Source organism: Variovorax multivorans, from assembly GCF_051216835.1.
GTDB lineage: Bacteria > Pseudomonadota > Gammaproteobacteria > Burkholderiales > Burkholderiaceae_C > Variovorax.
The window spans coordinates 406,548-424,752 of record NZ_JBPJZL010000004.1; the positions used below are offsets into that span (position 1 = coordinate 406,548).

The 18,205-nt window shown below is 68.4% G+C and carries 17 protein-coding genes; 2 read left to right on the top strand and 15 right to left on the bottom strand.

What is annotated here, in order from left to right; translation table 11 throughout:
* Window position 1: 1 nt before the first annotated feature.
* The 15 genes from ACSFCA_RS12185 to ACSFCA_RS12255 form a co-directional block, all read right to left on the bottom strand.
* The gene (locus ACSFCA_RS12185) at window positions 2-865 is read right to left on the bottom strand and encodes an isocitrate lyase/PEP mutase family protein (RefSeq protein ID WP_435459686.1); all 864 of its coding nucleotides are present in this window, start codon (window positions 863-865) and stop codon (window positions 2-4) included.
* A complete protein-coding gene (locus ACSFCA_RS12190) occupies window positions 862-2,277 on the bottom strand; it encodes an FAD-dependent oxidoreductase (RefSeq protein WP_435459687.1) in 1,416 nt (471 codons plus the stop codon). Before ACSFCA_RS12190 ends, ACSFCA_RS12185 begins: the two co-directional genes overlap by 4 nt.
* Window positions 2,274-2,888 carry a cysteine hydrolase family protein gene (locus ACSFCA_RS12195; RefSeq protein WP_258349710.1) on the bottom strand — a complete coding sequence of 205 codons (615 nt, stop codon included), beginning with the start codon at window positions 2,886-2,888 and terminating at the stop codon, window positions 2,274-2,276. Before ACSFCA_RS12195 ends, ACSFCA_RS12190 begins: the two co-directional genes overlap by 4 nt.
* A complete protein-coding gene (locus tag ACSFCA_RS12200; RefSeq protein WP_435459688.1) occupies window positions 2,885-4,939 on the bottom strand; it encodes a hydantoinase/oxoprolinase family protein in 2,055 nt (684 codons plus the stop codon). The genes ACSFCA_RS12195 and ACSFCA_RS12200 overlap by 4 nt, the downstream gene beginning before the upstream one ends.
* Window positions 4,936-6,648: a hydantoinase B/oxoprolinase family protein gene (locus ACSFCA_RS12205; RefSeq protein WP_435459689.1), complete on the bottom strand. Its 1,713-nt coding sequence runs from the start codon at window positions 6,646-6,648 to the stop codon at window positions 4,936-4,938. Before ACSFCA_RS12205 ends, ACSFCA_RS12200 begins: the two co-directional genes overlap by 4 nt.
* Window positions 6,641-7,162: a LeuD/DmdB family oxidoreductase small subunit gene (locus ACSFCA_RS12210; protein WP_435459690.1), complete on the bottom strand. Its 522-nt coding sequence runs from the start codon at window positions 7,160-7,162 to the stop codon at window positions 6,641-6,643. Before ACSFCA_RS12210 ends, ACSFCA_RS12205 begins: the two co-directional genes overlap by 8 nt.
* Window positions 7,159-8,445, bottom strand: coding sequence for a 3-isopropylmalate dehydratase large subunit (locus ACSFCA_RS12215; RefSeq protein ID WP_435459691.1), 1,287 nt, complete (start codon window positions 8,443-8,445; stop codon window positions 7,159-7,161). The genes ACSFCA_RS12210 and ACSFCA_RS12215 overlap by 4 nt, the downstream gene beginning before the upstream one ends.
* On the bottom strand, window positions 8,442-9,398 hold the full coding sequence (locus ACSFCA_RS12220) for a tripartite tricarboxylate transporter substrate binding protein (RefSeq protein ID WP_435459692.1): 957 nt from the start codon (window positions 9,396-9,398) through the stop codon (window positions 8,442-8,444). The genes ACSFCA_RS12215 and ACSFCA_RS12220 overlap by 4 nt, the downstream gene beginning before the upstream one ends.
* A 41-nt stretch (window positions 9,399-9,439) precedes the next feature.
* Window positions 9,440-10,150, bottom strand: coding sequence for an ABC transporter ATP-binding protein (locus ACSFCA_RS12225; RefSeq protein ID WP_435459693.1), 711 nt, complete (start codon window positions 10,148-10,150; stop codon window positions 9,440-9,442).
* Complete coding sequence (locus ACSFCA_RS12230; protein ID WP_435459694.1) at window positions 10,147-10,908, bottom strand: ABC transporter ATP-binding protein; 762 nt, start codon at window positions 10,906-10,908, stop codon at window positions 10,147-10,149. Before ACSFCA_RS12230 ends, ACSFCA_RS12225 begins: the two co-directional genes overlap by 4 nt.
* Window positions 10,901-11,881: a branched-chain amino acid ABC transporter permease gene (locus ACSFCA_RS12235; RefSeq protein WP_435459695.1), complete on the bottom strand. Its 981-nt coding sequence runs from the start codon at window positions 11,879-11,881 to the stop codon at window positions 10,901-10,903. The genes ACSFCA_RS12230 and ACSFCA_RS12235 overlap by 8 nt, the downstream gene beginning before the upstream one ends.
* On the bottom strand, window positions 11,878-12,750 hold the full coding sequence (locus tag ACSFCA_RS12240; protein WP_258349701.1) for a branched-chain amino acid ABC transporter permease: 873 nt from the start codon (window positions 12,748-12,750) through the stop codon (window positions 11,878-11,880). The genes ACSFCA_RS12235 and ACSFCA_RS12240 overlap by 4 nt, the downstream gene beginning before the upstream one ends.
* A gap of 12 nt (window positions 12,751-12,762) precedes the next feature.
* Window positions 12,763-13,968: an ABC transporter substrate-binding protein gene (locus ACSFCA_RS12245; protein WP_435459696.1), complete on the bottom strand. Its 1,206-nt coding sequence runs from the start codon at window positions 13,966-13,968 to the stop codon at window positions 12,763-12,765.
* Window positions 13,969-13,989: 21 nt separating this feature from the next.
* Entirely contained in the window at window positions 13,990-14,772 is a 783-nt protein-coding gene (locus ACSFCA_RS12250) for a GntR family transcriptional regulator (RefSeq protein WP_258349699.1), read from the bottom strand.
* A gap of 187 nt (window positions 14,773-14,959) precedes the next feature.
* The gene (locus tag ACSFCA_RS12255) at window positions 14,960-15,967 is read right to left on the bottom strand and encodes an AraC family transcriptional regulator (RefSeq protein WP_258349698.1); all 1,008 of its coding nucleotides are present in this window, start codon (window positions 15,965-15,967) and stop codon (window positions 14,960-14,962) included.
* A gap of 178 nt (window positions 15,968-16,145) precedes the next feature.
* On the opposite strand from ACSFCA_RS12255, the gene ACSFCA_RS12260 reads away from it, so the two are divergent.
* Together ACSFCA_RS12260 and ACSFCA_RS12265 are read left to right on the top strand one after the other, a co-directional pair.
* Window positions 16,146-16,937, top strand: a complete 792-nt coding sequence (locus tag ACSFCA_RS12260) for an SDR family oxidoreductase (RefSeq protein ID WP_435459697.1) — start codon at window positions 16,146-16,148, stop codon at window positions 16,935-16,937.
* 28 nt (window positions 16,938-16,965) lie between these two features.
* Window positions 16,966-18,204 (top strand): styrene monooxygenase/indole monooxygenase family protein, encoded by a 1,239-nt coding sequence (locus tag ACSFCA_RS12265; RefSeq protein ID WP_435459698.1) that lies wholly within the window; start codon window positions 16,966-16,968, stop codon window positions 18,202-18,204.
* The last annotated feature ends 1 nt before the right edge of the window (window position 18,205 follow it).

Consider the following 18,205-nt stretch of genomic DNA (forward strand, 5'->3'; position numbering starts at 1 on the left):
CTTATTCGTACTTCTGCCCGTTGCGTATCAAATCTGGTGTACCGACCACTTCGTTGAGCTCATCGAAGTCCAGCATTTGCGAGCGCCACGGCTGCGTGGTGCGGTGCTGATGCAGGCTCGCGTAGTAGCCCCGCAGCGTGTGCACCACCGCGCGCGCCGTGCCGCCTGGAAAGATCGCGATGCGAAAGCCGTGCTTCTGCAGCGCGTCCGCGTCCTGGATCGGTGTCTTGCCGCCTTCGACCATGTTGGCCAGGAGCGGCACGCGGTCGCCGAAGCGCCGGCAGGCCGCGTCCATTTGCTCGGGCGAGCGCAGCGCCTCGATGAAGAGCGCGTCCACGCCGCAGGCGAGGTAGGCTTCGGCGCGGTCGAGCGCGGCCTCCAGGCCTTCGACCGCCACCGCATCGGTGCGCGCGAGGATCAGCGTGTCGCTCGAGGTGCGCGCGTCCAGCGCGGCCTTGAGCTTGCCGACCATCTCTCGTTCGGGCACCACGGCCTTGCCGTCGAGGTGGCCGCAGCGCTTGGGAAAGGTCTGGTCTTCGATCTGCACCATCGCCGCGCCCGCGCGCTCGAAGCCGCGCACGGTGCGCTGGGTGTTGAGCGCGTTGCCGAAACCGGTGTCGGCATCGACGATCACAGGCAGGCTCACGCGCTCGGTGATGCGGGCCAGGGTGTCGGCCACCTCGGTGTAGGTGGTGAGGCCGACGTCGGAGCGGCCGAGCCGCGTGTAGGCGATGGAGGCGCCCGAGAGGTAGAGCGCCTCGAAGCCGGCCTGCTCGGCCACGAGGGCGCTGAGCGCGTCGTACACGCCGGGCGCAAGCACGATGTCGTGGCGTGCGAGCCGGGTCTTGAAGGAAGGGTTCGTCATGGAGACGCTTTCGTCGAATGGATCAATGCAGCGGCAGTGTGCGCCGCGATGTAGCCTCCGGCCACCGCACTCAGCAGGCCGTTGCCGGAGAGATAACCCCAGACCTCATCGCCAGAAACACCGCCCGCCGCGCCACCGGCGGCGAACAGGTTGGTGAAGGGCGTGCCGTCGTGCCGCAGCACGCGCATGTCGGGCGCGGTGTCGAGGCCGCCTTGGGTGTGGAACAGCGCGCCCGTAACCTTCACTGCGAAGTACGGCGCTTCGAGCGCGCGTGCGAACACGCGGCCATCGGGCGGTGGCGTGCTGGCGCGCATGGCGTCGAACGTGCCTTGCAGCACGGAAGGCTCGCAGCCGATGCAATCCGCCAGCGAAGCCACCGATTCGCAGCGGCGCAACGCGCCCGCCGCTTCGGCCTCGCAGAAGTCGGGGAAGCCCCGCGCCAGTGCGAGCAGCGGCGTGTCGAACACGTTCCAGGCAATGCCGCCCGGTTGCGCGAGCACGTGCACCGCGGCTTCCGAGTAGCCCTGCGTCTCGTCGTGAAAGCGCAGGCCTTCGCAGTTGAGCTGTACGCCGCCTTCCATCATCACGGCCCACGACATCAGCGCCCCTTGCGGCGTGACCCACGAGCCATGGCCCTGGTAGCCGCCGAGGTCGCGCAGACGTGCGCCCAGCGATTGGCCCCACAGGATCGCGCTGCCGTCGTTGCCGACGTGACCACCGAAGGTGGCTTCGGCCATCTCGGGCAGCAGCGCGCGGACCATTTCCGCGTTGCCGCCGAAGCCATTGCAGGCGAGCAGCAGCGCATCGCAGGCCAGCGTTTCGCGGCTGCCATCGGGGCGCAAGTAGTCGACGCCGATCATGCGGTCTTCGGCATCGAGCACCAGCGTGTCGACCAGCGCTTGCGTCAGCACGGGAATGCCCGCCGCCTCGACGGCCGCTTGCAAGGCCGCCATCAGCGACGCACCGGTTTTCTGCGGCAGCGAATGCATGCGATGCACGCTGTGACCCGGATAGAGAAAGCCGTCGAGCAGCATCCACTGCAGGCCGTGCCGTTCCTGCAGCGCATCGAGCGCCGGACCGATGGACGCCGCATAGGCCTCGACCAGCGCAGGTGCGGCGTGGCCATGGGCCTTGGCCTGGATGTCGGCGGCGAAGCGCCCGGCGCTGTCGTCATGTACGCCATGCGCTCGCTGCGCGCGAGTGCCGGGCGCGGGGATGAAGCCGGAGGACAGCGCGGTCGATCCGCTCGGCAGCGCGTCGCGCTCCAGCACCACAGAGGCCACGCCCGCATCGCTCAGCATCAGTGCGGTCGTGAGCCCGCAGGCGCCGCCGCCGACGATGGCCACCGGCACGTGCACTTCGGCCTCGACCTGCGCGGCGCGACGGATGTGGCGCGGAGGCTTTGTCGTCATGCGAGCGATGCGATGAAGGTTGTGCAGTCCGTCACCTCGGCCACGTTGCGCATGTCGGCCAGCGAGGTCTGGTGGCGTTCTTCGCCGAAGGCCGCGCAGCCATCGGACAGCACCAGCGTGCGGTAGTCGCGCATGTGCGCATCGCGCACGGTGCTCGCGACGCCGCCATTGGTGACGATGCCGCAGACCGCCACCGTGTCGATGCCGGCGTGGCGCAGCACCCAGTCGAGCTGTGTGTTGAAGAAGGCCGAGTACGCGACCTTGCTCACCGTCACGTCGACCAGCCCGGTCAACGCGTCGACGTTCGCCTGGCCCCAGCTGCCGGGCGCGAAGTCGCCTTTTTTCAGATAAGGGCGCATCGCCTTGAGGTGCGGCGACACCATCGGTTCGCCGGCCGCGTTCGGCCACAGCGTGAACTGGCTTGCGGCCACGAGGCCACCCGCCGCCTTGAGCGCACGCGCCACCTCGGCCACGCGCACCGGCAGCAGCAGCGCCGGCGGATTGGTGTCGCCACCGCGCGCATAGGCACCGCTGGCATCGAGAAAGTCGTTCTGCAGGTCGATGACGACCAGCGCGGTCTTCGCTGCAACGGATTTCTTGCCTGTGCTCATGACAGCCTCACCAGAAGGTTGCCGTGCGCGTCGACCTCGGCGTGGAATCCGGGTTCGAGCCACACGGTGGTGTCGGCCTGTTCGAGGATTGCAGGGCCTTCGATGCGCGCAGCCACTGGCAGGTCGAGCCGAGCGTAGCGCACCGCCTCGTGCCACTGGCCGTGGTGGAACACGCGCTGCGTGCCCAGCGGCACGATGCTGCCTCGCCCCTCGGGTGCCAGCACCTTCAGGTCGAACTTCGGTCGCACGCCGATGCGTGCATAGCGCAGGTTCATCACGCGGATCGGAATGCCTTCGAGCACCCGGCCGAATGCGGCGGTGTAGCTGGCCTCGAATGCGGCGCGGATCGATGCGGCCGTGATCGGCGCCTTGCCCGCGTCGGCGAGCACCACGGGCAGAGTGTGCGTCTGGCCCGCGTAGAGCATGTCGAGTGCGATGACCTCGCGCACCTGGTCGAAGCGCACGCCCGATGAATCCAGGCGCTGCTGGCAGCTCGCGGCCAGTTCGTCGATGCGGCGCTGCAGGTCACCCACATCGAGCTCGGTCAAAGGCTTGTTGAGGGTCTGCACCGCGTCGTGGCGCATGTCGGCGATCACGCAGCCGAGGGCCGAGGTCACACCGGGGTAGCGCGGCACGATGCCGGTCGCGACGCCCACCTCGCGCATCATCGCGCACACATGCAGCGCACCGCCGCCGCCGAAAGGCATGTAGGCGAAGCGACGCGGGTCGTGGCCGCGTTCGATGGACACGAGGCGGATCGCGCCCGCCATGCGCGCATTGGCCACGGTGAGGATGGCTTCCGCGGCCGCGTGCACGCCCAGGCCGAGTGGCCGGGCGACGTGCTCCTCGATCGCCTGGCGCGACTTCTGCGCATCCAGTGCCGCGAGCAGTCCTCCACCCAGTGGGCGATCGGCGGCGATGCGGCCCAGCAGCACGTTCGCATCGGTCACCGTCGGGCGCATGTTGCCGCGCCCGTAGCAGGCCGGACCCGGCACGCTGCCGGCCGACTCGGGGCCGACCTGCAGCATGCCGCTCGCATCCACCGAGGCGATGGAGCCGCCGCCGGCGCCGATGGTCTCGATCTGGATCATCGGCGAGCGGATCACCATGCCAAACTCGATCGCAGTCTGCGCGGCCAATGCGGCTTCGCCGTTCGCCACCAGCGACACGTCGAACGAGGTGCCGCCCATGTCGCCGGTAATCGCGTTCGGAAAGCCCGCCGCGCGCGCAATGGCCGCGCAGGCGATCACGCCGGCCGCCGGGCCTGACAGCGCCGTGCGCACCGGCAGGTCGCTCGCGGTCTGCCGCGACATCACGCCGCCGTTGCTCTGCACCACCAGCAGCTCGCCGGCAAAGCCCTGGCCGCGCAGGTCGGATTCGAGCCGCTCGAGGTAGCCGCCCACCACGGGCTGCAGTGCGGCGTTGAGCGTGGCGGTCGAGCAGCGCTCGAACTCGCGGATCTCGGGCAGCACTTCGCTGGCCGAGGTGACGTGCGGGTTGGGCCAGAGCGCGCGCACTGCCGCGACGGCGAGGCGCTCGTTCTCGGGGTTCGCATAGGTGTTGATGAAGAACACGCACACGGCCTCGCAGCCGGCTTCGAGCAGCGAGCGGGCTTCGGCGCGCACCTGGTCCAGATCGACTGCGGTGTGCAGCGTGCCGTCGGCGAGCACGCGCTCGTCGACTTCGCGGCGCAGGTCGCGCGGCACCACCGGCGTGAAGCTGCCACGCAGGCCCCAGGTCTCGGGCCGGTCGCGGCGGCGCATCTCCAGCACGTCGCGAAAACCGCGCGTGGTGATGATGCCGGTGCGCGCCACCTTGCGTTCGAGCAGCGCGTTGGTGCCCACCGTGGTGCCGTGCACGATGGTGGCGATGGCCGCGGCCGAGTCGGCCACGCGCGCCACGCCGTTCATGAAGCCGCGCGCTTCTTCGCCGCGCGTGGAGGGCACCTTGACGATGCGCGCCGTACCGTGTGTCTCGTCGAGCACGAAGAGGTCGGTGAAGGTGCCGCCGACATCGACGCCGACGACAAGGGATTTACCAGTGGAAGTCATTCGGACGCCTTCTTCTTGCTGCCGCCGGTGGGGGTGCCGGTTGTCACATAGCCCATCGCGCTGTCGGCCTCGCGCTGTTGCGCAGGCCGATCGGCCGCGTGGCCCCAGCCGCCGCCACCGGGCGTTTCGAGCCGCACGCGTTCGCCGCGCACGAGCTGGATGCCGCGCATCTTCGACACCATGGGCGGCGTGTGCCACTCGCCCGCGTTCTCGTAGCTGAACACGTTGACTGCGCCTTCGCCGCCGCCCGCGATGCCCTTGGGCGGCGAGGTGCCGCGCTCGCCGAAGACGAACACTTCGGCGTCTTTCTCCAGCAGCTCGATTTCGTAGACGGCGCCGAGGCCGCCGCGATGCCGGCCGTCGCCGCCCGAATCGGCGCGCAGCGACCATTCGGTGAAGCGCACCGGGTAGGCGGCTTCGAGAATCTCCAGCGGAGGAATCGTCGCGGTCGAGATCGGCGCATTGCCGTGCGAGAGCCCGTCGCCGCCCGAGTGGCCGCCATGACCGCCGCCGAAGAAGCTGAACATCACCCAGCGCTGGCCTTCGCGACCCTTGTCGCTGCGGTGGCCCGCGATCGACAGGGCATTGATCGTGCCGTAGGCCTGCGCCACCGCGCGCGTCGGGTCGGCCTGCGCCGCCGCGCTGAAGATCACGTCGATCATGCGCAGGATGGTTTCGGTGTAGCCGCCGACCGGGCGCGGGCGCTCGCAGCTGATCACGAGCTTGTCGGGGATGTTGAAGTCCACCGCATCGAGCACGCCGGCATTGGCGGGGACATCGGGGAACAAGTGCTTGAGCGCGACGTAGCAGGCGGCCACCGCCGTGGCGCGCGAGATGTTCACAGGCCCCGCGCATTGCGGCGAGGTGCGCGAAAAATCGAGCAGCAGCCGGTCGCCGGCCACCGTCATGTCGAGCGCGATGGTCAGCGGCTCGTTCACGATGCCGTCGTTGTCGAGCACGTCCTGGAAGCTGTAGCGGCCATCGGGCAGCGAGGCGATGTGCGAGCGCATCAGGCGCAGCGCGCGGCTGCGCAGCTCGCCGAGCGCGTTGAGCACCAGGTCGTCGCCATACTCGTCGAGCAGGCCGTTCAGCCGCTTCTCGCCGAGCTCCAGTGCGGCGAGCTGTCCGTTCAGGTCGCCCCAAAGACTGTCGGGCAGGCGCGTGTTGGCCTGCAGGATCGCGAGTACGTCCGCATCGAGCACGCCGCCCTGCACGATGCGCACCGGCGGAATCTGCACCGCCTCCTGCCAGCACTCGGTGGCGGCCGGGTTGTAGTTGCCGGGCACCGCGCCGCCCACGTCGTGCCAGTGCGCAGCCGAGGCCATGTAGCAGTAGAGCTTGCCGTTGCGAAAGAACGGCTTCACCAGCTTGAAGTCGTTGGCGTGAGTGCCGCCGTCGTAGGCGTCGTTGCTGATCCAGATGTCGCCGTCGTTCATGCCGCCGCGCGGCTCGGCTGCCTTGGCGGTGGCGCGCACCGCGAAGGCCATGGCGCCCACGAACACCGGCAGGCCCGACTTGCCCTGCACCAGCGTGTCGCCGCTCGCCGCGTCGTAGAGGCCGTGGCAGGCGTCGTGCGCCTCGGCAATGATGGGGTTGAACGCGCTGCGGTAGAGCGTGGCGTCCATCTCGTCGGCCACCTGTTCGAGGCGGCCGCGCAGGACGGCGAGCGTGACGGGGTCGATGGTTGTGGCGGAAGAAGGATCATGCATCGGGGGCTTTCTTGAAGGCGGGGCGGCCAGAGCGCTGGCGCAACTGGTTCATCAATCCGCCGGCGCGGACCATGTCCATGAGGAATCCGGGCACCGGCTCGCAGGCCAGGCGCTTGCGGCCGGGTGCGACGATCTCGGGAGCCGTGGTGTCGAGGGCGATCTGCTCGCCTTCGCTCAAGGTCTCGGCCTCGGCGCAGGTCAGCAGCAGCAGGCCCACGTTGAAGGCATTGCGAAAGTACAGGCCGCTGTACGAAGGCGCGACGACGGCGGCCACCCCCAGGTGCACCAGCACGGCGGCGGCCTGCTCGCGCGAGGAGCCGATGCCGAAGTTCGGCCCTGCCACCAGCACGTCGCCGCGCTGCACGCCGGCGGCGAAGTCGGGGCGGATGGCCTCCAGGCAGTGCTTCGCGATGATGTCGATGCCGTGCTTCATGGCATGGCCCGGCGCGAGCAGGTCGGTGTCGATGTCGGCGCCCAGGCGCCAGACGCGGTGCGTCGCTTTGGTTACGCTCATGCAAGTACCTCGCGCGGATCGGTCACGCAGCCGCGCAATGCGGCCGCCGCCACCGTGTAGGGCGAGCCCAGATAGACCTGCGCAGTCGGCGATCCCATGCGGCCCTTGAAGTTGCGCGCCGTGGTCGAGATGACGGTGATGTCGTCGCCCATCGGGTCGCCGTAGCCCGAGCAAGCGCCGCAGGCCGTCGGGAAGAGTTCGCCGCCGGCGTCCATCAGCACCTGCAGCACGCCTTCCTCGCGCGCCTGCTCCTGGTCGCGCAGGCTGGCGGGCGCCACGATGAGACGGATACCGCTCGCCACCTTGTGGCCGCGCAGCACCTGCGCGGCAGCGCGCAGGTCGTCGAGCTTGGCGCCGGTGCAGGCGCCGATGTAGGCCACGTCGACGTGCGTGCCCGCGTACCGGCTCACGCCGTGGGCGTTGGCCGGGCTGTGCGGTGCGGCAATGTACGGTTCGAGCGTGGAGGCATCGAAGCGGTAGTCCGTGAGCGCGGCATCGTCGTCGGTGAACCAGGGCGCCATGTCCACCGGCGGCGCGCCGGCCTCGGCCAGGAATTGCGCCGTGGTCGCATCGGGCGCGATCAATCCGGCCTGCGCGCCGAGTTCGGCGCTCATGTTGGAGAGCGTCATGCGCTCCTGCATCGACAGCGCAGCGACCGCCGGCCCGGCGAACTCGACCGCCTGGTAGCGCCCGCCGTTCATGCCGAAGCGGCCGATCATGTGCAGCATCATGTCCTTGGCGGTCACGCCCGCGGGCAGCGCGCCGTCCCACCACATGCGAATGGTCTCGGGCACGCGCAGCCAGATCTCGCCGTTGACCATCACACCCAGCATCTCGGTGCTGCCGATGCCGAACATGTAGGCGCCGAAAGCGCCACCCGTGGGCGAATGCGAGTCGCCGCCCACGCACAGCATGCCCGGTCGGATGTGGCCATGCTGCGGCACCACCACGTGGCAGATGCCCTGGCTGTCGTACACGTGCGGCAGCTTCTGGTCGCGCGCCCAGTCGCGTGCGATGCGCACGATGCGGCGCGAATCGTCGTCGCGCTCGGGCACGTAGTGGTCCATGACGAGCACCACGCGCGAGCGGTCCCAGATCTGCGCGCCGAGCTCTTCCAGCATCGGCTGCAGTCGGCGCGGGCCCGAGGAGTCGTGAAACATCGCCATGTCGACGCCGCAGGTCACGATCTCGCCCACGGACACCCGCTCGCGTCCGCTCGCGCGTGCGATGAGCTTCTGGGCCAGGGTCAGGGCTGGCGCGCGGGTTGGAGCCATCGGTGTCATTCCGGCTTGGCTCCCGAGAACCTGACGACCTCGGCCCAACGCACGATCTCGCTCTGCACGAAGGCGGAGAACTGTTCGGACGAGTTGCCGACCGGGATCGCGCCTTCGGTATCGAGGCGCTGGCGCATGTCGGGCTGCTGCAGCGCATGGCGCGCCGCGTCGCCCATCTGCTTCACGCGGTCGGCAGGCATGCGGGCAGGGCCGAAGAGGCCGAACCACGCGCTCGATTCGTAGCCGGGCAGCGCCTCGGCAATCGCCGGTACATTCGGAAAGGCCGGCAGCCGTTTCGCCGTGGTCACGCCCAGCGCCTTGAGCTTGCCGGCCTGGATGTGTGCCTTGACGTTGCCCACGGCCGCGAACATCAGCTGCACCTGGCCGGCGAGCACGTCCTGCACGGCGGGTGCGGTGCCCTTGTAGGGGATGTTCACGATGTCCACACCCGATTGCATCTTGAAAGCCTCGCCCGCCATGTGCAGCGACGAGCCCACCGCGCCGATCGCGAAGTTGAGCTGGCCCGGCTTTGCTTTGGCGAGTGCGATGAGTTCACGCACGTCCTTCGCAGGCACCGACGGGTGCGCGACGAGGATCGAAGGCGAGGTCGCCACGCAGGTGAGCGCGGTGAAGTCCTTCACCGGGTCGAAGGGCAGCGTCGGGTAGAGCGTGGCGTTGATCGCGTGGCTGGTGAAGCTCATCAGCAGTGTGTTGCCGTCGGGCGCGGCCTTGGCCACCGCATCGGCGGCGATGTTGCCGCCCGCGCCCGGCCGGTTCTCGACGATGACCGTGCGGCCGAGTGCCGGGCCCATGCTGACGGCGAGCGAGCGCGCCAGCGTGTCGGTCGAGCCGCCCGCGGGTGCGCCGACGAGGATGCGCACCGGCGCATTGCCGATCTGTGCAAAGGCACCGCCGGCCCATGCCGCGGCCAGCGACGAGAGGAGGATGTCGCGTCTTTTCATGTGTTGTGTCTCCAGGGAGATGGGGGTGTTTTTTTGAGGGCTTAGAGCCCCAGGTACGCGCGCCGCAGTTCGTCGCTGCCGAGCAAATCACCGGGCAGGCCCGAGAAGCGCACGCTGCCGTTTTCCAGCACGTAGGCGCGGTCGGCAATTTCGAGCGACTGGCCGACGTTCTGCTCGACCAGCATCACCGCGAGGCCGCCGTCGCGCAGTTCGCGGATCAGCGAGAACATCTCTTCGACCAGCAGCGGCGAAAGGCCGAGCGAGGGCTCGTCGAGGATCAGCAGCACCGGCTCGGCCATGAGGCCGCGCGCGATGGCCAGCATCTGCTGCTCGCCACCACTCATGGTGCCGGCGTGCTGGTCCATGCGCTCGCGCAGCCGCGGGAAGATGTGGAACGACTTCTCCAGGTTCGCCGCACGGCGCTCGCGTGCCCGCGTGAAGGAGCCGAGCTCCAGGTTCTCGCGCACGCTCAGGTTGGGAAACACCTTGCGGCCCTCGGGCACCTGGATGAGGCCGGCCTTGACGACGTCGCGGTAGTGCGCGCCGCTCAGGTCCTTGCCGTCGAAGCGCACCGTGCCGCCCCAGGCCGGACAGAGGCCGCAGACCATCTTGTTGAGCGTGGACTTGCCCGCGCCGTTGCTGCCGAGCAGTGCGACCATCTCGCCCGCGTTCACGTGCAGGTCGACGCCGCGCAGCACCTCGACGCGACCGTAGCCGCCGCGCAGGCCCTGAATATCGAGCAGTGCGCTCATGCGGCAACCCCCGATGCGGCCTTGCGCAGCCGCGCCGCGGTGCCGTGGCCCAGATAGGCTTCGACGACCTTGTCGTCGGAGGTCACCTGCGCCGGGGTGCCCTCTGCGATCAACTGGCCCTGCGCCAGCACCCACACGTGCTCGGCCAGGTGCATCACGGCCTGCATGACGTGCTCGATCATCAGCACGGTGACGCCGCTGTCGGCGATGCCGCGCACCACCGGCATCATCTCGGCGATCTCCTGCGGGTTGAGGCCGGCGAGCACTTCGTCGAGCAGCAGCAGGCGCGGCCGTGTCGCGAGCGCGCGGGCCAGTTCGAGGCGCTTGCGGCCGGCCACGGTGAGGTCCGAGGCGGGCTTGTCGAGCTGCGGCGCGAGGCCCACGCGCAGCGCAACAGCTTCGGCGTCCTGCAGCGCCTCGGCGCGGCTGCGCAGATGCAGGTGCGCGCCGACGGCGATGTTCTCGCGCACGGTCTGCGCGGCGAACGGCTTGACGATCTGGAAGGTGCGGGTCATGCCGAGCGCGGCGTTGCGGTGCGGCTCGCGGCCGGTGATGTCCTGCCCCGCGAAGCGCACGGTGCCGGTGTCGGGCTTGAGGAAGCCGGACATCAGCGCGAACAGCGTGGTCTTGCCCGCGCCGTTCGGGCCGATCAGCGCACTCAGGCTGCCTTTGCGCACCGAGAGGCTCACGTTCTGCACGGCCTTCAGGCCGCCGAAGGAGCGCGAGAGGCCATCGATGGCCAGCAGGGCTTCAGTCATTGCGGCCTCCCTTCGCCTTCCACAGCTGCCGCACCGACAGCCCGATGCCCGCAATGCCGCGCGGCACGAAGATGACGATGAGCACCAGCACCGTGCCGTAGATCACCATGTTGATGCCCGGCAGTTCGCCGAAGAGGTTGCGCGTGAAGTCCGACAGCAGGTGCAGCACGACGGCGCCGAGCACCGGCCCCCACGTCGTGCCCATGCCGCCCACGATGGCCGCGACCAGCGCCTCGATCGACACGGCCGGGCCGTAGGCGATCCCGGCATCGATGTACTGGAACACCTGCACGTAGAACGCACCGGCCGCGCCCATGAAGGCCGCCGACAAACCGATGGCCGCCAGCTTGACGCGGAACGGATTGACGCCGACGGCGCGCGCCGCATCTTCGTTGTCGCGCACGGCCTGCAGGTAGGCGCCGAAGCGCCCGTTTCGCAGCCACCAGGTCACGAGCAGCGCCGCGACGACCATCGCGAGCACCACCCAGAGGTAGCCAGCGCGCGTCGAGAACTGCAGGTTGGCCACCGACTCGCGCAGCGGCACCATGAGACCGACGCCGCCGCCGGTGAAGTCGACCGACAGTGCAAGGATGCGAAACACCTCGGCAAAGGCCAGCGTGACGAGCGCGAAGTACGAGCCCTTGAGGCCGTAGCGGAAGGTGAGGGCGCCCATGAAGAGGCCGACGAGTGCGGCACCGATCACCGCGAGCGGCAGCGCGACCCAGGCGTTGATGTCGCCCTGCAGCTGCGCGATCGCCTGGATGTACGCACCGGTGCCGAAGAACAGCGCATGCCCGAACGAGAACTGCCCGCCGAAGCCGCCCAGGATGTTCCAGGCCTGTGCGATGAGCGTGGCGTAGAGCGCCATCATCACGAAGTTGAGCCTGACGCCCGAGGTGGTGACGAACGGCACGCAGCCGACCAGCACGGCAAAAAGCGCAATGCCCGCGAGTTGCTTCAGGCCCGCGCTCATGCCTTGGCTCCGAACATGCCCTGTGGCCTGAAGAGCACCACGCCGATGAAGATCGCGAAGATGCCGATCTGGCCGAGCGATTCGCCCAGGTACAGCCCGCCGAGCGACTCGACCACGCCGACGAGGAAGCCGCCGATCAGCGCTCCGACGAAACTGCCCATGCCGCCGAGCACGACGATGGTGAAGGCCACGAGCACGAAGCCGCCGCCGACCTGCGGGTTCACGTAATACGCCGGCAGCAGGAAGCACGCGGCCGCGCCCAGGCACGCGAGGCCGATTCCGAAGCTCATCGCGTAGACATGGTCGACGTCGATGCCCATGAGCTTGGCGCCCTCTTTCTCCTTGGCGACGGCGCGGATCGCGCGGCCGAGGTCGGTGTGGCCCATGATCCAGAACAGGATGCCCGAGACGACCAGCGCACCCGCGAATGCGACGAGCTTGGGCACGGCGATCATCGCGGGGCCGATGGCGACGGTGCTCAGCGAGTAGGCGGTGTCGATGTTGCGCGTGTCGGACTTGAAGAACAGCAGCGCGAGGTTCTCCATGACGATGGCGATGCCGAGCGTGGCGAGCAGGATGTTCTCGTCCTTGCCGTGGCCCGCGCGGTTGATGACCACGCGCTGCAGCGCGTAGCCGAGCGCGAACATGCCGAGCACCACGATGGGCAGCGCAAGGTAGGGGTCGATGCCCAGGCGCTCCTTGAGGAAGTACACCGCGTACAGCGCCAGCATCAGGCTGGCGCCGTGCGCGAAGTTGATGATGTGCAGGACGCCGTAGATCAGCGTAAGCCCCAGCGCGATCAGTGCGTACACCGCGCCCGTCGTCAGCCCGTTCAGGACCGACGGGAAAAGAATGCCGAAATCGAACATCCCGCCTTCCGATCAGACAGCGCGCAACGGAAACACCGGATCGACCTCGCGATAGTCGCGCGGAATGATGACCTTGATGTCGTTCTTCACCACCTGCGTCATGAGCGGCTGCGCGCCTTCGTTCTGGCCGTTGACGAACTTCGTGGGGCCATAAGGCATGAAGTGGTTGCCGAAAGTGCTCTTCTCGAGCGCGTCGACGATCGCGGCGCGCTCTGTCGACTTGGCGCGCTCCAGCGCATCGGCCAGCAGCCACATCGCGGTGTAGGTCATGAAGACCTCGTAGCTGAAGAACTGGCCCTTGGCCTCGACGCGCTTGCGCAGGTCCTGCGCGCGCTTGTCCTTCGGGTTGAACCAGTGGTTGCAGTCGATGATGCCGTTGGCTGCGTCCGGAAATTCCTTCACGAACTTGTAGCTCGATGCCGCGCCGCCCAGCACCGAGAAGATCGCCTTGGGCACCACCTTCTGCTGCTGCATGGTACGCACCAGCAGCGCGTATTCGTTGTAGTAGTTGGCCGGGATCACGATGTCGGGGTTGATCGACTTCATGCGCAGCACGATGTTGTTGAAGTCGCGCGTGGGGTTGGCGTGCTTGACCACCTCCTTCACCTCGAAGCCGTAGCCCGGCAACTCGCGCGAGAGCAGTTGCGCGGTGCCGGCGCCGAAGAGCGACTCCTCGTGAATGATCATCACGGTCTTGGCCGGGTTGCCCGCGGCCTTGTTGAGCACCAGCAGGTTGGCCATGGCCACCTCGGTCGACTTCTTGTAGCCGGGGCCGAAACGGAAGGTGTTCTTCAGGCCGCGCTCCACGATCTGGTCGGCCACGCCCACGTCCACCACGTGCGGCAGGTTGTACTTGGCCGCGGCCTGCGTGGTCGCGAGGCAGATGGCCGAGGCATAGGCGCCGACGATGGCCGAGACGCCGGCCTCGTTCATCTTCTCGACCTCGGCCGAGCCGGCCTGCGGCTGCGATTGCGCATCGCGCAGCAGGGCTTCCAGCTTCGCGCCGCCGAGCGACTTGATGCCGCCCGCCGCGTTGATGTCCTCGATGGCCATGAGCGCACCGAGGCGGCACTGCTGGCCCGAATAGGCCAGCGCACCGGTGACCGGATGCAGCACGCCGACCTTGACGGTCTTGGGCTGCGCGCCGGCCACGAGCGGGAAGGCAACGGCGGTCGCCAGGGCGGCGGACTGCGACACGAAACTGCGGCGGTTCTGCATGGTGGGCTTTCCTGTTTCTCTTCAGTTGAACTGGGCTGACACGTCTTTGCTGACCCACACCTTGGCGTCGATGCTGCCCACGCGGGAGAGCTGCATTTCGTAGGTGTAGCGGTCGGGGCGGTAGAGGCCGTGCAGCCACTGCACGGGCCGCTCGTCTTCGTCGTAGATCAGGCGGCGCACCGCGAGCAGGGCCGAGCCGACCGAGACATGAAGGTGCTGTGCGAGAACGTTGTCGGCCAGGCGCGCGGAGATGGTTTGGTGCGCGCGGCCCACCTTGACGCCCGACTCCTCGAGCAGCACGAGGATGGGCTTCTTCGAAAGCTCGCGGCGGCCGAAGCGGCGCGCGATCGTGTCGGGCACGTAGGTGGTGATGTGCGAGAGCGGGCCTTCCTTGGTGGAACGCACGCGCACGGCTTTCTGCACCGGGTCGCCGAGCTGCAGCTGAAGCGCCTCGGCCACCTGGGTGGAGGCGGTGATGGTCGCGACCTCGATGACCTTGACCGAGGTGTGCAGGCCCATGGTGACCAGGTTCTCGAGCAGGCCGCGCAGATTGGCGCGTTCCATGCTTTGGGTGCCGGGGCCTTCGCCGCTGACCGGCGGTGGCAGCGCGCGCGTGCGGCGGCCGGGGTTGCGCGCGATCAGGCCTTCGGAAGACAGCTGTTCGAGTGCGCGGCGCACTGTGACGCGCGCCACACCGAATTGCGCCATGAGCGCGAGTTCGCCGGGCAGGCCCTCCGCGAAACGCCCTTCGTGCAACTGTTCACGCAGGACCAAGTAGATCTGGTGATATTTGGGCAAAGGCATTTGCGACATGCCTTTGATGTTTTTGCAGTTTTAATGTTCTGTCAATGGGACATTTGAGATCGGGATAGGCGTTGTTGCACAACTCGGGACAGACTGGTGATGCGGCGCTTCAGGCCCTCGACGAAGCGGGGGCATCGAACAGGGCGGGGGAGGCAGGCACCGGGCAAGCGTCGGCGCCTCACCCGCATCAGAAGGCGCGCGATGCCCGAGTCTCGGACGGCCGCTCGCCGAAGCGGGCGCGGTATTGCGCCGCGAAGTGGCCCAAATGAAGAAAGCCGTACTTCTGCGCCACCTCTCGCACGCCGACTGCGGCGACGCTGGTCGATGCCAGCAACTCGGCCCGCACCCGGTCGAGCCTGATCTCGCGCAGAAACTCCATCGGCCCCTGGCCCGCGTGCTGGCGAAACGCCAGCTGCAGCGCGCGTGCACTGCAGCAGACTTCGCTGCAGACGTCGGCCAACGACAGCGGCTCATCGGCATGGGCTGCCATGTATTCCTGCGCCCTGCGGACCACGCGCGGCAGCAGGCTGCGCTGCGCTTCGCCGGCCAGGGCGCGCGAATGGTTGTGCCCCGCCGACATCAGCAGGCTTGCCATCAGGTACGCCTCGGCATGCTCGGCCAAGGGGCCGCCGGCCTGCAGCGCGCTGCCGGCGTCGAGCGTGAGCCGCAGATAGTCGATGAAATGCACCACCGGCGCCAGCGCGGGGTTGTCGAGCGGCACGCCGAGGTCGAACACCAGAGCTTGCTTGACGGGCGCCTGGAGCAAGGACTCGAGCCGGGACAGCAGCGCCGAGCGGGCCAGCCGCACGATCAGGTGCGGGCTGTCGTCGGCCCAGCGCATCGACAGCGGCTCGGTGGGGGAGGGCAGCGATGCGAGGCGGGGCGTCGCTTCCACGTGTTGCGCGCCGCAGCGGATCTCGGCGCCACCGCGCAACGGGATCTGCAACAGGAAGAAATCCTGCAGGTAGCCGGGGTCGATCTGCACGCCGGGGCCGTACTGCACGTAATTGAGGCTCACGTCCCGATGCAGCCGCGCGCTGTGGTGGCAGGCGTCGAGTTCGGTGCGGGGTCGCAGCATGACCAGGCCGTGCGGGCAGAACACGCGGGCCACGCTTTCACGGGCCTCGTCCATGTCGTGGCTCTCGAAAAGCCGGTAGCGCTGCAGCGGCAGCGGTGGGGTCGTGGCGGTTTCCATGGGGCGAAGTCACCCTAGCAAAAACCATCCCCACCCACAATTCGGATCACCCCTCGACAAAAACCTGCGCGCCAGGGACAGGGCCTGCGTTTGCGGGACTCGCCGAACGCCTGCTTGCTCATAACGTTCGCTCCAAAGGCCAGCCGGCCTGTCCGATCAACCGAGGAGAGCAAGCGTCATGTTCAAGGGACTCGAAGGCAGGAGCGCCATCGTCACGGGTGGTTCCACACTGATAGGCGCCGGCGTGGTGCGCGCGCTGCACGCGGCCGGCGTGCAGGTCGTCATCGCCGACATCGATGCCGACAACGGCCGGCTTCTGGCCGATTCGCTCGGCGCCGGCGCGCGCTTCGTGCGCACCGACATCACCGACGACGCACAGGTGCAGGCCTGCGTGGCGGAGGCCGCGGCACGGCATGGCGGCGTGCACTTTCTCGTCAACCTCGCGTGCTCCTACGTGGACGACGGCTTCAAGTCGCCGCGCGCCGACTGGCTCACGTCGTTCAACGTGAACGTGGCGAGCGCGGTGGCGATGCTGCAGGCCGTGCACCCGCACATGGTGGCGGCCGGTGGCGGGGCGGTGGTCAATTTCACGAGCATCTCGTCGCGCGTGGCGCAGACGGGGCGCTGGCTCTATCCGGTGAGCAAGGCCGCCATGGCGCAGCTCACCCGCAACATGGCGATGGACCTGGCGCCGGACGGCATCCGCGTGAACAGCGTGTCGCCGGGTTGGACATGGTCGGCCGTGATGGAGCGCCTTAGCGGCGGCGACCGCGCCAAGACCGATCGCGTGGCCGCGCCTTTCCATCTGCTCGGGCGTGTCGGCGACCCGGATGAGGTGGCGCAGGTGGTGCTGTTCCTGTGTTCGGACCACGCGAGCTTCGTGACCGGCGCCGACTACGCAGTGGACGGCGGCTATGCCGCCATGGGCCCCGAGCAGGCCGTGCCCGCCATTCCCAAGTTGATGGACTAGCTCCGAACGGAGCATCAAGGAGCAAGCAATGAAGCGAATCGCCATCGTCGGCGCGGGCCAGTCGGGCCTGCAACTGGGTCTCGGACTGCTCGCGGCGGGCTACGAGGTCACGATGTTCAGCAACCGCACGGGCGAGGACATCCGCCAAGGCAAGGTCATGTCGAGCCAGTGCATGTTTCACACCTCGCTGCAGATCGAGCGCGACCTGGGCCTGGACCACTGGGCGCACGACTGCCCCACGGTGGACGGCATCGGGCTGGCCGTGCCGCATCCCGAGCAACGTGGCGCCAAGGCCATCGACTGGGTCGCACGGCTGAATTCGAGCGCCCAGTCGGTCGACCAGCGCGTCAAGATCCCGGCCTGGATGGACGCGTTCCAGAAGAAGGGCGGCGAACTCGTCTTCAAGGACGCGGGCATCGACGAGCTCGAGGCCTGCACGCAAAGCCACGACCTCACGCTGGTGGCCAGCGGCAAGGGCGAGATCTCGAAGCTCTTCGAGCGCGACGCCCACAAGTCGAGCTTCGACAAGCCGCAGCGTGCACTGGCCCTGACCTACGTGAAAGGGATGAAGCCGCGCGAGCCGCACTCGGCCGTGTGCTTCAACCTCATTCCCGGCGTGGGCGAGTACTTCGTGTTCCCGGCGCTGACGACGACGGGGCCCTGCGAGATCATGGTGTTCGAAGGCGTGCCCGGCGGCCCGATGGACTGCTGGGCGGACGTGAAGACGCCGCAGGAACACCTTGCGCGCAGCCAATGGATCCTGGACACCTTCACGCCATGGGAGGCCGAGCGCTGCAGGGACATCGAGCTGACCGACGACAACGGTATCCTCGCGGGCCGCTTCGCGCCGACGGTGCGCAAGCCGGTGGCGACGCTGCCTTCGGGCCGCAAGGTGCTGGGTCTGGCCGACGTGGTGGTGCTCAACGATCCGATCACCGGCCAGGGCTCCAACAACGCGGCCAAGTGCGCCGACACCTATCTGAAGAGCATTCTTGCGCGCGGCGACGGCGTGGCCGATGCCGCGTGGATGCAGCAAACCTTCGACCGCTACTGGTTTGGCTACGCGCAGTGGGTCACGCAGTGGACCAACATGCTGCTCGCACCGCCGCCGCCCCATGTGCTCAAGCTGCTCGGCACCGCCGGTGCGATGCCGCCGCTGGCCAGTGCCCTCGCCAACGGCTTCGACGACCCGCGCACCTTCTTCCCGTGGTTCGCGGACCCCGCGGAGGCCGACCGCTACATCGAAACCTGCGCGGCCGTCGCGTAGT

Excerpts from the sequence above, each read along its gene's own strand:
- ACSFCA_RS12190 (WP_435459687.1), bottom strand. The coding sequence starts at position 2,277 with ATGACGACAAAGCCTCCGCGCCACATCCGTCGCGCCGCGCAGGTCGAG.
- ACSFCA_RS12235 (WP_435459695.1), bottom strand. The coding sequence starts at position 11,881 with ATGAGCGCGGGCCTGAAGCAACTCGCGGGCATTGCGCTTTTTGCCGTG.
- ACSFCA_RS12225 (WP_435459693.1), bottom strand. The coding sequence starts at position 10,150 with ATGAGCGCACTGCTCGATATTCAGGGCCTGCGCGGCGGCTACGGTCGC.
- ACSFCA_RS12205 (WP_435459689.1), bottom strand. The coding sequence starts at position 6,648 with ATGCATGATCCTTCTTCCGCCACAACCATCGACCCCGTCACGCTCGCC.
- ACSFCA_RS12195 (WP_258349710.1), bottom strand. The coding sequence starts at position 2,888 with ATGAGCACAGGCAAGAAATCCGTTGCAGCGAAGACCGCGCTGGTCGTC.
- ACSFCA_RS12200 (WP_435459688.1), bottom strand. The coding sequence starts at position 4,939 with ATGACTTCCACTGGTAAATCCCTTGTCGTCGGCGTCGATGTCGGCGGC.
- ACSFCA_RS12230 (WP_435459694.1), bottom strand. The coding sequence starts at position 10,908 with ATGACTGAAGCCCTGCTGGCCATCGATGGCCTCTCGCGCTCCTTCGGC.
- ACSFCA_RS12255 (WP_258349698.1), bottom strand. The coding sequence starts at position 15,967 with ATGGAAACCGCCACGACCCCACCGCTGCCGCTGCAGCGCTACCGGCTT.
- ACSFCA_RS12245 (WP_435459696.1), bottom strand. The coding sequence starts at position 13,968 with ATGCAGAACCGCCGCAGTTTCGTGTCGCAGTCCGCCGCCCTGGCGACC.
- ACSFCA_RS12210 (WP_435459690.1), bottom strand. The coding sequence starts at position 7,162 with ATGAGCGTAACCAAAGCGACGCACCGCGTCTGGCGCCTGGGCGCCGAC.
- ACSFCA_RS12240 (WP_258349701.1), bottom strand. The coding sequence starts at position 12,750 with ATGTTCGATTTCGGCATTCTTTTCCCGTCGGTCCTGAACGGGCTGACG.
- ACSFCA_RS12265 (WP_435459698.1), top strand. The coding sequence starts at position 16,966 with ATGAAGCGAATCGCCATCGTCGGCGCGGGCCAGTCGGGCCTGCAACTG.
- ACSFCA_RS12250 (WP_258349699.1), bottom strand. The coding sequence starts at position 14,772 with ATGCCTTTGCCCAAATATCACCAGATCTACTTGGTCCTGCGTGAACAG.
- ACSFCA_RS12215 (WP_435459691.1), bottom strand. The coding sequence starts at position 8,445 with ATGACACCGATGGCTCCAACCCGCGCGCCAGCCCTGACCCTGGCCCAG.
- ACSFCA_RS12260 (WP_435459697.1), top strand. The coding sequence starts at position 16,146 with ATGTTCAAGGGACTCGAAGGCAGGAGCGCCATCGTCACGGGTGGTTCC.
- ACSFCA_RS12185 (WP_435459686.1), bottom strand. The coding sequence starts at position 865 with ATGACGAACCCTTCCTTCAAGACCCGGCTCGCACGCCACGACATCGTG.
- ACSFCA_RS12220 (WP_435459692.1), bottom strand. The coding sequence starts at position 9,398 with ATGAAAAGACGCGACATCCTCCTCTCGTCGCTGGCCGCGGCATGGGCC.